Source organism: Streptomyces sp. NPDC041968, from assembly GCF_055589025.1.
The window spans coordinates 33,828-47,344 of sequence record NZ_JBVJCB010000001.1 but is presented as its reverse complement, the minus strand read 5'-3'; the positions used below and the strand labels follow the sequence as shown (position 1 = coordinate 47,344).

At 73.6% G+C, this 13,517-nt stretch carries 14 protein-coding genes; 5 read left to right on the top strand and 9 right to left on the bottom strand.

Going from position 1 to position 13,517, the window contains the following annotated elements; all coding sequences use genetic code 11:
• Positions 1–20 precede the first annotated feature (20 nt).
• From ACZ6EG_RS00245 to amaP, 5 genes are read left to right on the top strand one after another with little or no spacing between them, the layout of a single operon-like run.
• Complete coding sequence (locus tag ACZ6EG_RS00245) at positions 21–503, top strand: Asp23/Gls24 family envelope stress response protein (protein WP_383647459.1); 483 nt, start codon at positions 21–23, stop codon at positions 501–503.
• 31 nt (positions 504–534) lie between these two features.
• Positions 535–720 (top strand): hypothetical protein, encoded by a 186-nt coding sequence (locus ACZ6EG_RS00240; RefSeq protein ID WP_383647457.1) that lies wholly within the window; start codon positions 535–537, stop codon positions 718–720.
• Positions 717–1,097 carry a hypothetical protein gene (locus tag ACZ6EG_RS00235; protein ID WP_391972513.1) on the top strand — a complete coding sequence of 127 codons (381 nt, stop codon included), beginning with the start codon at positions 717–719 and terminating at the stop codon, positions 1,095–1,097. Before ACZ6EG_RS00240 ends, ACZ6EG_RS00235 begins: the two co-directional genes overlap by 4 nt.
• Positions 1,097–1,762, top strand: coding sequence for a DUF6286 domain-containing protein (locus ACZ6EG_RS00230; protein ID WP_391972512.1), 666 nt, complete (start codon positions 1,097–1,099; stop codon positions 1,760–1,762). The genes ACZ6EG_RS00235 and ACZ6EG_RS00230 overlap by 1 nt, the downstream gene beginning before the upstream one ends.
• Positions 1,759–2,346, top strand: coding sequence for an alkaline shock response membrane anchor protein AmaP (gene amaP / locus ACZ6EG_RS00225; RefSeq protein ID WP_391972511.1), 588 nt, complete (start codon positions 1,759–1,761; stop codon positions 2,344–2,346). The genes ACZ6EG_RS00230 and amaP overlap by 4 nt, the downstream gene beginning before the upstream one ends.
• 37 nt (positions 2,347–2,383) lie before the next feature.
• Here amaP and ACZ6EG_RS00220 read toward each other — a convergent pair whose 3' ends face one another.
• From ACZ6EG_RS00220 to ACZ6EG_RS00180, 9 genes are all read right to left on the bottom strand, one after another.
• The gene (locus ACZ6EG_RS00220) at positions 2,384–3,139 is read right to left on the bottom strand and encodes an SDR family oxidoreductase (RefSeq protein ID WP_391972510.1); all 756 of its coding nucleotides are present in this window, start codon (positions 3,137–3,139) and stop codon (positions 2,384–2,386) included.
• 4 nt (positions 3,140–3,143) lie between these two features.
• Positions 3,144–4,931, bottom strand: coding sequence for a glycoside hydrolase family 15 protein (locus ACZ6EG_RS00215; RefSeq protein ID WP_391972509.1), 1,788 nt, complete (start codon positions 4,929–4,931; stop codon positions 3,144–3,146).
• A gap of 63 nt (positions 4,932–4,994) precedes the next feature.
• Positions 4,995–5,786 (bottom strand): SURF1 family cytochrome oxidase biogenesis protein, encoded by a 792-nt coding sequence (locus ACZ6EG_RS00210; protein WP_391972508.1) that lies wholly within the window; start codon positions 5,784–5,786, stop codon positions 4,995–4,997.
• A gap of 68 nt (positions 5,787–5,854) precedes the next feature.
• Entirely contained in the window at positions 5,855–6,088 is a 234-nt protein-coding gene (locus tag ACZ6EG_RS00205) for a hypothetical protein (protein ID WP_071528763.1), read from the bottom strand.
• Positions 6,089–6,183: 95 nt separating this feature from the next.
• Positions 6,184–7,170, bottom strand: coding sequence for a DEDDh family exonuclease (locus tag ACZ6EG_RS00200; RefSeq protein WP_469600346.1), 987 nt, complete (start codon positions 7,168–7,170; stop codon positions 6,184–6,186).
• A 181-nt stretch (positions 7,171–7,351) separates the two neighbouring features.
• Positions 7,352–8,359, bottom strand: a complete 1,008-nt coding sequence (locus ACZ6EG_RS00195; protein WP_391972506.1) for a CopD family protein — start codon at positions 8,357–8,359, stop codon at positions 7,352–7,354.
• Positions 8,360–8,489: 130 nt separating this feature from the next.
• Positions 8,490–9,980: a CoA transferase gene (locus tag ACZ6EG_RS00190; RefSeq protein ID WP_469600343.1), complete on the bottom strand. Its 1,491-nt coding sequence runs from the start codon at positions 9,978–9,980 to the stop codon at positions 8,490–8,492.
• Between the two features lie 137 nt (positions 9,981–10,117).
• Entirely contained in the window at positions 10,118–11,638 is a 1,521-nt protein-coding gene (locus ACZ6EG_RS00185; protein WP_469600340.1) for a S8 family peptidase, read from the bottom strand.
• Positions 11,639–11,690: 52 nt separating this feature from the next.
• Positions 11,691–13,265 (bottom strand): S8 family peptidase, encoded by a 1,575-nt coding sequence (locus ACZ6EG_RS00180; RefSeq protein WP_469600337.1) that lies wholly within the window; start codon positions 13,263–13,265, stop codon positions 11,691–11,693.
• Positions 13,266–13,517: the final 252 nt, after the last annotated feature.

The window sequence follows — 13,517 nt, the reverse complement described above, 5'->3', positions numbered from 1 at the left end:
ACCGAAAAGGACGTACGGCGATGAGTGACATGGACAGCGGGCGCACCGCGCAGGGAACCACGGACCCCACCGGGACGGTCAAGGGCCAGACGATGCGGCGCGGCGGCGGAGACCCCGGAGCGCGGGGACGGACCACCATCGCCGACGGCGTCGTGGAGAAGATCACCGGGATGGCGGCACGTGACGTTGCCGGAGTGCACGCGATGGGCAGCGGGATGTCCCGCACCTTCGGCGCCGTGCGCGACCGGGTGCCCGGCGGGACGAAGTCGGGCGTGACGCGTGGCGTCAAGGCCGAGGTCGGCGAGAAGCAGACCGCCCTCGATCTCGAGATCGTCGTCGAGTACGGCGTGTCGATCTCGGACGTGGCCCGGGATGTGCGAGAGAACGTGGTGGCGGCGGTGGAGCGGATGACCGGCCTCGAGGTCGTCGAGGTCAACATCGCGGTGAGCGACGTGAAGCTGCCCGACGAGGAGGACGAGGAGCCGGAGCCCCGGATCAAGTGACGCGGACCGAGCGGACTGAGGGGAGCGCACCATGAACATGGCTGTGGTCGGCATGATCGCCGGCATGGCACTGGGCTTCGCCGGCTACTTCGGCGGATTCGGTGCCTTCGTGCTGGTGGCGGCCTTGGGGGCCGTCGGTTTCGTCGTCGGCCGCCTTCTGGAGGGGGACATGGAACTCGGCGACTTCTTCCGCACCCGCGACGACCGCCGGCGGTGACCGGCATGAGCGAGGGGGCCGGTGAGCTCCTCGATCCCCCGGCGGTCGTGGAGCCGGGCCTGCGCGGCGCCACACGGATCGCCGACCGGGTCGTCGCCAAGGTCGCCGCGCAGGCGGCGCGCGAGGCCGTCGGCCCGCTCCACCCCGACGCGGAGCGCCCGCACGCCACCGTCGTCGTCCACCACGACACCGCCCATGTCCGGGTCCACCTCGAACTCGACTACCCCTGCGACGTCGGCGCCCGCTGCCGGCGGGTGCGGCACCAGGTCGTCCAGCGGGTGCGCGCGCTGGTGGGCATGTCGGTGCCGGAGGTAGCCGTCCAGGTGGAGCGGCTGCACCTGGCGGCGGAGTACGGCGAGAGACAGGGGAGGACGTGATGAGCGAGCCCCAGGGCACGGACGGCAGCACCCGGCGCATGCCGGTCGCGGAAGCCGGCACGGAGTCGGGGACACCCCCCGACAAAGCCCCGCCCCGGCCCGCGTCGGATGCCGGGAGCGGACGGCACGGCCGCTTCTGGTCCGCCCGCAGGATCCCCGCGGGCATCGTCGCGCTGCTGCTCCTGCTCGCCGCGGGCGCCTTCCTCTACGACGTCGTCGCCGTGCGCACCGGCCGGTCCGCCCTCGGATGGCGCCGCGACCTGGCCCGGCAGCTCGCCGACCGCCCCCTGGACGACATCTGGGTGCTGGTCGGCGCGGGCGTCGCCGCGGCGCTGGGGCTGTGGCTGCTCCTGCTGGCCCTCACCCCCGGTCTGCGCGAGGTGCTGCCGATGCGGCGCACCCACCCGGACGTACGAGCGGGGCTCCACCGGGACGCCGCCGCCACGGTGCTGCGGGACCGGGCCATGGAGGTCGCGGGTGTGCAGTCGGCGCGGGTGCGGGTGCGCCGCCGCAAGGCCCGCGTGCGGGCGCTGTCGCACTTCCGGGAACTGGACGACGTACGGACCGAACTGGACGGCGTGCTCGACGACGCGGTGGACGGGCTGGGACTGGCCCGGCGGCCCGCCGTGTCGGTACGGGTGGCGCGACCCGGACGAAAGGGGTGAGGGCGGTGCTGAGGACCGTCGACCGTGTCCTGCTGGGCCTGGTGGGCCTGGTCCTGGTCGCTCTCGGCGGCTCGGTCCTCGCCATCGGCCTGGGCGCCACCGCGCCCTCCTGGTGGCTGCACGACGGGCCGCACGACGTGCTGCTCAGCACCGCCGAGCGGACCCGGTGGCGGGACGCCGGCTGGTGGTGGCCGGTCGTCATCGCCGCGCTCGCCGTCCTGCTGCTGCTCGCCCTGTGGTGGCTGGTGGCGGTGCTGCGCCGCCGCCGGCTCGGCGAGGTCCTCGTCGACACCGGCGACGGCGAGGGCGCCGTACTGCGGGGCCGGGCCCTGGAGGCCGCCCTCGCCGAGGAGGCGGGCCGGGTGGACGGGATCGAACGGGCCAAGGTCAGGCTCGTCGGCCGCCGCGACGCCCCGGCGACCCGGGTCCGGCTGCTGCTGGCACCCCATGTGGATCCCGGCACCGCGCTGGACGACCTCACCACGCGCGCCCTGAGCCACGCCCGTACCTCGGCGAGCCTCCGGGCCCTCCCGTCGGAGGTCCACCTCCAGGGCGTCAGGCACCGGGCGGAACGGGTGAACTGAACCACGCGCTCCGCCCGGCGCACGCCCGGAAGGGGCTTCAGAAGCCGTGCCGTACGCCGCCGTCCACCGGCAGCATCACGCCCGTCACGTAGGAGGCCGCGGGGGAGAGGAGGAACGCCGCCGCGCGGCCGAACTCCTCGGGGGCGCCGTAGCGGCGCAGCGGCACACGGGACTCGGACGCCGTCCTGGTCGCCTCCGGGTCGGCGGACAGGCCGTCCAGCTCGCGCACCCGGTCGGTGTCGATCCGGCCCGGCAGCAGCCCGACGACCCGGATGCCGCGCGGCCCCAGCTCGTCGGCGAGGGACTTGGCGAAGCCGGCCAGACCCGGCCGCAGCCCGTTGGAGATCGTCAGGCCCGGGATCGGCTCGTGCACCGAGCCCGAGAGCACGAACCCGATGACGCCGCCCGGCTCCAGCTCGGCCGCCGCCGTGCGGGCCAGCCTGACCGCGCCGAGGAACACCGATTCGAACGCCGTCTGCCACTGGTCGTCCGTGTTGTCGGCGACGAAGCCGGGGGGCGGGCCGCCCACACTGATCAGTACGCCGTCGAACCGGCCGAAGCGCTCACGGGCCGTCGCGATCAGCCGTTCCGCGGCCCCGGGGTCGGCGTTGTCGGCGGCCACCCCGACGGCGCCCGCGCCCAGCGCCTCGGCGGCCAGCGCGACGCTCTCCTGGTCCCGCCCCGTGACGACCACCTTCGCCCCGTCCGCGACCAGCTCGCGCGCGGAGGCGTTGCCCAGCCCCCGGGTCGCTCCCGTGACGACGTACACCCGGTCCTTCAGTCCAAGATCCATGGCCCTATCCTGCCTCCTCGTCCCCGAACAGGGCGAGGGCCGTGTTCACCAGGCCGATGTGACTGAACGCCTGCGGGAAGTTGCCGAGCTGGTGGCCGGCCACCGGGTCGTACTCCTCGGCCAGCAGCCCGACGTCGTTGACGAGCCCCACCAGCCGCTCGAACAGCTTCCGGGCCTCCTTCGTCCGGCCGGTCGCGTGCAGGGCGTCCGCGTACCAGAACGAGCACACCAGGAAGGTCCCCTCACCGCCCGGCAGCCCGTCGACGGGGTCCCCCTCGGTGCTGTAGCGGCGCACCAGGCCGTCCCGGGTCAGCTCGGCGCCGATCGCGTCGACCGTGCCGACGACCCGCGGGTCGTCCGGGGGGAGGAAGCCCACCCGGGGGATGAGCAGCAGCGCCGCGTCCAGTTCCGTGGAGCCGTAGAACTGGGTGAAGGTGTTGCGCTCGGGGTCGTAGCCCTTCTCGCACACCTCCCGGTGCACCTCGTCGCGCAGCGCCCGCCAGCCCTCCAGGTCGCCCCCGCCCAGCTCGGGATGATCCTCCAGGGTGCGCACCGCCCGGTCCAGGGCCACCCACGTCATCACCTTCGAGTGCACGAACTGGCGGCGCCCGCCGCGCACCTCCCACAGCCCCTCGTCGGGTTCCCGCCAGGCCGTGGCGAGGAAGTCCATCAGGGCGCACTGCAGCTCCCACATCTGCGGCTGGGGGTGCATGCCCGCCAGCCGGGCCAGCGACAGCGAGTCCATGACCTCGCCGTACACGTCGAGCTGGAGCTGGTTGACCGCGTCGTTGCCGATCCGTACCGGCGTCGACCCGGCGAAGCCCGAGAGCCACGGCAACTCGAACTCGGGCAGCCGCCGCTCGCCCGCCAGGCCGTACATGATCTGCAGGTCGGCGGCGTTGCCCGCGACGGCGCGCAGCAGCCAGTCGCGCCAGGCCTCGGCTTCCTCCAGATAGCCGGCCGACAGCAGGGCGCCCAGGGTGAGGGTGGAGTCGCGCAGCCAGCAGTACCGGTAGTCCCAGTTGCGCACCCCGCCCGGTTCCTCGGGCAGCGAGGTGGTGGGGGCCGCGACGATCCCGCCGGTGGGCTTGTACGTCAGCGCCTTCAGGGTGATCAGGGAGCGTACGACGGCGTCCCGGTACGGCCCGTCGTAGCGGCAGTGGGCGGCCCAGGCCCGCCAGTCCTCGACGCTGTGCTCCAGGGCGACGAACGGGTCGATCAGCGGGGGACGGGGCTCGTGCGAGGGGTGCCAGGTGAGGACGAAGGCGACCTTCTCGCCCGCGGCGACGGTGAACTCCGCGTGCGTCCCGAAGTCCTCGCCCCAACTGCGCACTTCCGGCTCGCTGCGCAGCCACGCCGAGTCCGGTCCGGCGACGGCCACCCGGTGCCCGTCGGACCTGCGCACCCACGGGACGACCGAGCCGTAGTCGAAGCGCAGTCGCAGCACGCTGTGCAGGGTGACCTCGCCGCTCAGCCCCTCCACGACGCGCACCAGGTCCGGGGCGCGGTCGCGCTGGGGCATGAAGTCGGTGACCCGTACCGAGCCGCCCTCGGTCTCCCACTCGGTGTCCAGGACCAGCGTGTCCGGCCGGTAGGCGCGCCGCGTGCAGCGTTCGGCGCCCTTGGGGGCGATGCGCCAGTGGCCGTTGTCCTCGTCGCCGAGGAGTTTGGCGAAGCATGCCGCGGAGTCGAAACGGGGCAGGCACAGCCAGTCCACGGAGCCGTCCGTGCCGATGAGGGCAGCGGTCTGCTGGTCGCCGATGAGCGCGTAGTCCTCGATGGTGGGGTGCACGGTTGCCGTCTTCCCGACCAGGGGCGGAGCAATCGGGTCCGCCGGTGCGCTCTCGGCGGGCCGCTACACCGCCGCCGGCTCGGCCCGCGCCGGTTCCTCGTCCGCGGCGCTCTCCCGGTCGCGCTGCTCGCGCCGGACCAGGAACCACCAGCCGACCGGCACGGCCGCGGCGAACAGCCACCACTGGATCGCGTACGCGAAGTTCAGCGCGGCGTCCTCGTTGCCGGGCCTGCCGATCCGCTCCGGGGTGTCGCCCTCCGGCGCCGGTTCGAGGAGGACGACGTACCCGCCGAGCACCGGGGCGCCCAGGCGCTCCGCCTGCTGCTCGCTGTTGATGAGCATGATCTGCCGGTCCGGCAGGCCCGCGAGGTCCTTGATGCCGCTGGCCTCGGTCGTCTCGTCGGGCATCAGCCGCCCGGTGACGGTGATCTCTCCCCGGGGCGGGGCCGGGACCTCGGGGAACTCGGTCTGGCTCGCGCTGTCCGCGGGGATCCAGCCCCGGTTGACCAGGAGGACCTCGCCGTCGTTCAGCGTGAACGGGGTCAGCACGTGGTAGCCGATGTTGTCGTCGGAGTCGGTGCGGCGTCGGACGACGACCTCGTGGTCGGTGTCGAAGCGGCCCTTCGCGGTGACGGTGCGGTACCGCTCGTCGGTGGTGATCTTCCTACCGGGAGCGGTCAGCGACTGGGCGGGCACGGGGGCCGCGTCGAGCGCCCGCGCGACCAGGTCGTTCCGGGCGGTGCGCTCCTCGTAGCGGTCCATCTGCCAGAAGCCCAGCCAGATCATCGTGGGGATGAGCAGCACGGCGACCAGCGTGAGGATCACCCACTGGCGGGACAACAGGAAGCGGTACACCCCACGACGGTACAACTCGGTCGTGGGGTGCGATGCGGCGGGTACGGTCTCGGGCCGCCGCCGGCCGGCTAGACCTTGTCGACGATCCCCGCCCTTCCCTCGGCGCGGGCGCAGTGGGCGCCGCAGTACCAGTGCCCCTCGACCTCGACGCCCTGGCCGATGATCTGCACCCGGCAGTGCTCGCAGATGGGGGCCATCCGGTGGATGGCGCAGGAGAAGCAGTCGAAGACGTGCACCGCTCCCTGGGCGTGGACCTCGAAGGTCATTCCGTAGTTGTTGCCGCAGACTTCACATGTCGCCATGGGCCACAGGGTGAGCCGTCGCCGCGACGCGGGCGAGCGGGCGCCGGGCGAGTCGCCCGGAATCACCCGTCCGTACGTCGCGTGCGCGCGAGGCCTCAGGCGTCCGCGGGCTCCACGTCCGCGAGCAACTGCCCGAACGCCGCCTCGTCCACCACCGGCGTGCCGTACTGGCGGGCCTTGACCACCTTGGAGGTGCCCGAGTCCGGGTCGTTGGTGACCAGCAGGCTGGTCAGCCGGGACAGGCTGCCGGCGACGTGCAGTCCGGCCTCCGTCGCGCGGTCCTCTAGCAGGTCCCGCTCCACGGAGGTGTCACCCGAGAAGGCGACCCGCATGCCCTGCTTGAGCCTTTTGCCCTCTTCGTACCGGCCCGGGTTGGGATAGGGGCATGCGGGCCGTTTGCGGGAGGGGCGCCAACTGCTCTGCCGGTAGCCGCCGTAACCGGCCTGCTGTCCGATCCTGGGCGCGGGCCGGTCCGACCACTCGGTCAGCGGCCGGCACTCCAGCAGCGGCAGCCGTACGCCGCCCGCCGCCGCCGCGAGCAGGCTCGGCCGGAACGCCTCCGCCAGTACCCGGGCGTCGTCGAGCGCGTGGTGCGCCCGCTGCTGCACGACGCCGAAGTGGGCGGCCAGCGACTCCAGCTTGTGGTTGGGCAGCGGCAGGTCCAGCGCCTTGGCGAGCGCGATGGTGCACAGCCGTTGACGCACCGGAGCCTCGCGCTTCGCGCGCGCGTACTCGCGGGCGATCATCTGCCAGTCGAAGACGGCGTTGTGCGCGACCAGCACCCGTCCGTCGAGCCGGGCCGCGAACTCCTCGGCGACGTCCGGGAAGAGCGGCGCTCCCCGCAGCGCCTCGCTCGTCAGACCGTGTATCCACACCGGGCCCGGGTCGCGCTGGGGATCGACCAGCGTGTACCAGTGGTCCTCCACCTCACCGCGGGCGTCCAGTCGGTAGACGGCCGCGGAGATGATGCGGTCGTCGCGGGCCAGGCCGGTGGTCTCCACGTCGACGACCGCGTACCCCTGCGGATACGCGGCCGGCCACACGGTGGCGGTCGGCGCTGCGGCCGTACGGTCTTCGAGCATGGTTCATGAGGATACGGGCCGCGACCGACACCCAGGTCCCGCAGGGGCTCCGCGGCACCCGGCGAAACAGTCCCTCCGTCACCTTCCGTCCCACGGAACGCGGTTCGCGACGGTGTGACGGAGCACACGCGCCGTGCGGCCGTGCGTCACTCGTGCGCGCGCTCGGTCAAGGGCGCCGGGTTCACCACCGGATCGGTACCGGAAGGGCCGTCAGAAGCCCCGACACCGCGACCACCACGCCCAGCGCGACGACCTCCGCGCGCGCGGGGGCGCAGGCCTCCAGCGGGTCGGGGGCGCGGCTCAGCCGGATCCTGGCCCACAGGGCGAGGGCGGCGACGGCGGCCACGAGGACCACCTTGGCGAGCAGGACCCGCCCGTACGCCGTGTCCGTCAACTGCTCCGCGATCGTGCCCGGCGGCATGCGCCGCAGCGAACTGCACACCCCCGTCGCCGTGATGGCCGCGAGCAGGACGGCCGCCACGCGGGCGTAGAGACCCAGCAGCGCCGGTCCCGCCTCGGCGCCCCGCCACCTTTGCAGGGTCCGCAGCGCGTACAGGAGACCGCCCACCCACAGGGACGCGCACGTCAGATGGACGAGGGTCAGGCCCGATCCGACCAGCGGACCGTGCTCGGTGGTGGGGTGCGCGCGCAGCGCCTCCGCGACGACCACCGCGGCCAGTGGCCAGACCTGGAGCCCCGGTCGGCGCGAGGTGGCGAGGAGGCCGGCCGCGAGGAACGCGTTGACCTCCAGGAGCGCGAGCTTGCCGTCGCGGGACGCGTAGAGGCCGCCGACGTCGATGTCGGCGGCACTGCCCGGCACCAGGTTGCCGGTGGCCACGACCGACGCCAGGCCCAGCGCGGCGAGGAAACCGGCGGCGGCGGCGTACGGGGCCAGGCTGCGGGGGCGTTGCGGGGGAGCGCCGGGGAGTGAACGGGCCAGCCGGTTCACGAAGAGCTCGCCGAGCGGGACGCTCAGCGCGGCGAAGAGCACCGTGCGCAGCAGGGCTATGCCGCCGGCTCCGGGAGCCTCCGCCTCCCCGGTGCCGTGCAGGGCGGGGGAGGGGCCGAGGGCGGGTATCGACGCGCCCAGCACCACCAGCACGAGCACGGCCGCCGTCCGGCCGGTGCCGGAGGGCCGTGCGTGCCGGCCGGTCTCGGCGGCCCGGGACGGGGGTCTCATCAAGGTCACCTCGAGATCTTCACCAGCTCCTCCGCATTCGGGCAAGTTCCGGAGGTCCCCGGGCGGCCCGGTGCTCGTACCGGAAGACGTACGCGGTGGCCGTACGGTTCGGGAGGGCCGGGAGCGGGTGGGTGACGCGTCACGTCCACCGCGCGGTGTCCGCGCCCCATGGTCCCGGTGGCCGCGCCCAGTCGGTCGGCCCGCCCGTGAACGAGACCGGCGGCAGGGCGTAGCGCAGCCGCCCCAGCCCGCTGTCCCGCTCGGCGAGCCAGGGATCGGGCCCCGGGTACGCCGCCGCCGGCCCCACGCCGGTCCCGCCCGTCTTCCGAGCCCCGCCGGCGTCGCCGTACCCGTCGGCGTCGTCAGGCCCTCCCGTGCCGTCCCCGTCGTCCGGCCGGAGACCGCCCGTCAGCCAGGCCGCGGTCCGGGCCAACGCCACCTGCACGAACCGGCCGCCGCCCTCGTGCGACTGCTCGGTCAGCGCCCGCAGCACCCCGGCCGCCAGCAGGTACCCGGTGCCGTGGTCGAGGGCCTGCGCGGGCAGCGCGCCCGGCCGCCCGGCCGCGCCCTCGATCACGGCGATCCCGGTGGCGACCTGCACCAGGCTGTCGAAGCCGCGCCGGCCGGCCCACGGCCCGTACGCCCCCCACGCCGACAACCGCGCCACCACCAGTCCCGGCCGGCGGGCCGCCAACGCCTCGGGGGACAGCCCGAACCGGTCCAGTGCGCCCGGCCGGTACCCGGTGACGACCACGTCGGCCGTGCGGAGCAGCTCCTCGAACCCCTCCTGATGTTGCGTCAGGTCCAGGGCCGCGGACCGCTTCCCGAAGCCCGTGTCCGCGTGCTGGTCCGGCAGCTCCGGCATCCCCGGCGGATCCACGCGCAGCACGTCGGCACCGAGCAGCGCCAGCGTGCGGGTGGCGACCGGTCCCGCGAGGACGCGGGTCAGGTCGAGGACACGCAGCCCCGCGGCGGGCAGCAGGAGGGGATGAGGCGGACCGGCGGACCGGGGGGCCGTCGACGTGAACACCCGCGCGGGTGACGCGTCCAGCCGCCCCCGCTCCACCAACGGCCGCCGGGCCACCGCCGCAGCCTGTCCGGACGCCGCCCACTGCTCCGGCGTGCGCAGCGCGACGGCCAGTCCGCCGGCCGCGTACACGCTCTCCTCCACCTCGGTGGCGGACCGCCCGGCCAGCATCGCCTCCAGGGCGCCCACGTCCCCCGGCGCGCCCAGCGCGGCCAGGAGCCGTCGCCGGTGGTGCGGATAGTTGGCGTGGGTGCGCACCCACCCGTCGGCCGTCCGCCACAGCCGGGACAGCGGCGCGAACGCCACCGGCTCCCGCCCGTCGACCCGCAGGTGCCGCTCGCTGGTGAAGGCCGCGGCGACGGCGCCGTCGTCCACCCGCACGCCGGGCACCTCGGCCCGGCCCGCGCGCCGCGCCGCCAGTTCGGCCGCGGCGAGCGCGCACGCGCCGACGCACGCCCGCGCGAGGTCCCGCACCGGAAGCCGCGCGTCGAGCACCCCGGGGCGTACGACCTCGGACACCGCGCTCACCAGGGCGGGATCACCCCCGAGCGCGGACCACACGTGCCTGATGTCGACGCTTCCCGTCACGATCGCCCCGTCCATCCGGCCCGTCCGCCTGCCACCATGCCCACCATGCCTTCCACATCTCCTCGCCCCTCACCCTCCCTCCCACGCACGAAGCGGGCCGGGATGCTGCCCCGGCCCGCTTCACGCGCGCGTGGTCACCGCTCAGGCGACGGTCACCGGCTCACCGCGTCCAGCGCGTCGGCCATGCCCCAGCCGTAGAAGCCGTTGCGGTTCTTCGAGCCCTCGCACACCGCGTCGACCTTGCCGTCACCGTCGATGTCGTACGGCTTGGTGCACGGCGTGGCGTCGGCCTGGGCGTACAGCAGGGCCTTGACGAGCGCCGGGGAGGCGTACGGGTGCGTCGACTTGATCAGGGCGGCGACGCCCGCGACGTGCGGCGACGCCATCGACGTACCGGCCATGTAGCCCCACTTGCCGCCGGGCAGCGTGCCCAGGATCAGCCCGCTGGTGGCGGGCGGCGCCGGAGTCTGGTAGGCCGTCGAGTCACCGCCGGGCGCGGCGATGTCGATCACGCCCAGGCCGTGGTTGGAGAAGGACGACTTCAGGCCCTTCGCCCCGGTCGACGCGACCGTGACGACACCCGGCAGCTGGGTCGGGATGTCGAGGCACTCGGACGGGTCCACCACCCGGTCGCCCGGTGTCGTGTCGTTCGGCGAGGACGGGTCGGTGATCTCGTCGGCGGAGAGGTCGTAGTTCTCGTTGCCCGCCGCGGCGACGTTGACCGCGCCCTTCTTCTCCGCGTACCGCGAGGCCCGGGTGACGGCCTCGACGAGCGCCTTCTGGTCCGGGTCGTCCTTGCAGTTGAAGTACCAGGGGTCGGTGTAATAGCTGTTGTTGGTCACGTCCACGCCGTGCTCGGCCGCCCACATGAAGCCGCAGACCACGGCCTCCGTGTAGAAGAAGCCGTCCGGGTTGGACACCTTGATACCCGAGACCTTCACCCCGGGCGCCACGCCGGTCATGCCGACGCCGTTCTTGGCGGCGGCGATCTCACCGGCCACGTGCGTGCCGTGCGGGCTCTCCGCCGCGCTCGGCCGCCAGGCGCCGTCGGTGGTGTCCGGCTTGCCCGAGACGCAGTTGACCGAGGCGTCCCGGTCGAAGTTCGGGGCGATGTCCGGGTGGGTGTCGTCCACGCCGGTGTCGATCACCGCGACGGTCACCTTCTTGCTGCCCAGCGACTTCTTGTGCGCCTGGTCCGCCTTGATGGCCGGCAGGTCCCACTGGAGGCCCTCCAGCGGGTCCTGGCCCTCGGCGGCCTCCGCGGCGGCGACCTCCCGGCCGCTGAGCACCTTCGGGGTGCCCACGTCGGTGGTGGCGGCCGAGGGCAGCGGAGCAGTGCGGGTGGCGCCGGCCGACTGCACGCCGCGCACCTTGCGCACGCTCTTGGCGAAGTCGGGGTTCGCGGAGTGGACGACGACGACGCCGATCCGGTCGTACGACGTCACGATCGTGCCGCCGGCCTTGGCTATCGCCTTCTTCACCTGGGCCGAGGGGCCGTGCCCGGGGCTGACGTTGACGACGTAGCTGAGCGAGGACGACGCGTCGGCCAGGGCCGGGGGAGCGGCCTCTGCCGCGCCGGCCGGGACGGCCGGCAGGACGGCGAGGGACGCCGCCACGGCCAGACCGGCCGGGATCACCAGGGCGCGGCGGTGACGCGGGTGGTGCGCTGTCATGTGCGATGTCTCCAGTTCGTTCCGGAAGGGCTGAAGCAGCGGTCGGGGCCGGTCACTTCACCGCGCGCAGCGCGTTCACGATGCCGAAGCCGTAGAAGCCGTTGACCCGCTGGCCGCCCTCGCAGGTGGCGTCCTGGTCGCCGTCGCCGTCCTGGTCGTAGGAGGCGGGGCAGCCAGGGTTGTCCGCCTGGGCCTTCAGCAGCGCCTGGAGCGCGGCCGGGGAGGCGTGCCGGTACTTCGACTTCAGCAGCGCGGCGACGCCCGCGGCGTGCGGCGAGGCCATCGAGGTGCCCTGGAGCCAGGCGTACTCGTTGTTCGGCATGGTCGACAGGATGCGGCCGTTCTTCGACGGCGTGTCCGGGATCTGGTAGCGCCCGTCACCGCCCGGCGCCGCGACGTCGACGACGCCCTTGCCGTACGAGGAGTAGTACGACTTGTCCTCGTCGACGCCCGTCGCGCTGACCGTGACGATGCCCGGCAGCTGGGTCGGCACGTCGAAGCACTCGTGCGGGTCGATCGTCCGCGTCACCGGCGTGGAGTCGTCCGGGCTGGAGTCGTCGACGATCGCGTCGGAGTCCAGGTCGTGGTTGGAGTTGCCGGCCGAGGCGAGGTGCAGGGTGCCCTTGCGCTGGGCGTAGAGCTGGGCCCGGTTGACCGCGTCGACGATCGCGCGCTGGTCCGGGTCGTCCATGCAGTTGTACAGCCAGGGGTCCACGTAGTAGCTGTTGTTCGTGATCTCCACGCCGTGGTCGGCGGCGAACACGAACGCGCACACCACGTTCTCCGGATAGAACAGGCCGTTGTCCGGGTCGCTGACCTTGATGCTCGACACCTTCACGCCCGGCGCGACACCGGCGACACCGATGCCGTTGCGGGCGGCGGCTATCTCACCGGCCACATGGGTGCCGTGGTAGTCCTCGGCGGTGTACGGCCGCCAGGCGCCCTCGCTGGTGTCCGCCTTGCCGCCGACGCAGTTGGCCGACTGGGCGGCGGAGAAGTTCGGGGCGAGGTCGGGGTGGGTGTCGTCGACGCCGGTGTCGATCACGGCGACGGTGACCTTGGAGCTGCCCGGATTGATCTTCGCGGCCTTGTCGGCGCCTATCGCGCGCAGGTCCCACTGGTCCGCTTCCAGCGGCTCGCTCGCGCCCGCCGCCTTCGAGGCCTTCGCGGTCCGCGCGGCCTGCTCTGCGGAGAGCGGCTCGGCGGCGCCCTGGTCCGTGGTCCCGGCGGCGGTCAGCGGCGCCGTGCGGGTCGCGCCCGCCGACTGCACACCGCGGGCCTCGCGTATCTCCGCGCCGAAGTCCGGGTTCGCCGAGTGGACGACGATCACGCCGATCTTCTGGTAAGTGGCCACGACACTGCCGTCGGCCTCGGCTATCGCCCGCTTCACCGACGCGATCGTGCGGTGGTCCGTCCTCGTGTTGACGACGTAGGCCAGCCGGGGCGCGTCCGCGGCCCGGGTGGCCCGCGCCGTGTCGGTGGCGGCCTCCGCGCGCGGGGCGGCCGAGGCGGCCGCCGGCAGGAAACCGAGCGACGCGGTGAGCGAGAGCACGACCGGTACGGCGAGAGCGAGCCGCCGTCTGGAACGCGGGGACCGCGAGGAAGGCGGCGTGGGCAGATGAGCCATGGGGTCTCCACATCATCCTGAAACGAAACCGGCCCGAGTCACAGGTGGTGCCCGGGCAGGTACATGACGGAGTGGTGCAGGGCGAAGCTATCTCCCGCACCCGCTGGCCAGCAATGACCCACCGCCGGTGACTTCGGAAAGTGCCCCGCGTGTTGAACCGGTCCCGGCGACGCGCCGTGTCGTTGGACAGGGAGCCCGAGCACGTCCAGGCCCCCGCGAGAAACCGAGGTCCAGCCGTCATGTCCGTCGTAC

Coding starts and splice junctions, on each gene's coding strand:
- ACZ6EG_RS00245 (WP_383647459.1), top strand. CDS start 21: ATGAGTGACATGGACAGCGGGCGCACCGCGCAGGGAACCACGGACCCC.
- ACZ6EG_RS00240 (WP_383647457.1), top strand. CDS start 535: ATGAACATGGCTGTGGTCGGCATGATCGCCGGCATGGCACTGGGCTTC.
- ACZ6EG_RS00230 (WP_391972512.1), top strand. CDS start 1,097: ATGAGCGAGCCCCAGGGCACGGACGGCAGCACCCGGCGCATGCCGGTC.
- ACZ6EG_RS00220 (WP_391972510.1), bottom strand. CDS start 3,139: ATGGATCTTGGACTGAAGGACCGGGTGTACGTCGTCACGGGAGCGACC.
- ACZ6EG_RS00205 (WP_071528763.1), bottom strand. CDS start 6,088: ATGGCGACATGTGAAGTCTGCGGCAACAACTACGGAATGACCTTCGAG.
- ACZ6EG_RS00200 (WP_469600346.1), bottom strand. CDS start 7,170: ATGCTCGAAGACCGTACGGCCGCAGCGCCGACCGCCACCGTGTGGCCG.
- ACZ6EG_RS00190 (WP_469600343.1), bottom strand. CDS start 9,980: ATGGACGGGGCGATCGTGACGGGAAGCGTCGACATCAGGCACGTGTGG.
- ACZ6EG_RS00185 (WP_469600340.1), bottom strand. CDS start 11,638: ATGACAGCGCACCACCCGCGTCACCGCCGCGCCCTGGTGATCCCGGCC.
- ACZ6EG_RS00180 (WP_469600337.1), bottom strand. CDS start 13,265: ATGGCTCATCTGCCCACGCCGCCTTCCTCGCGGTCCCCGCGTTCCAGA.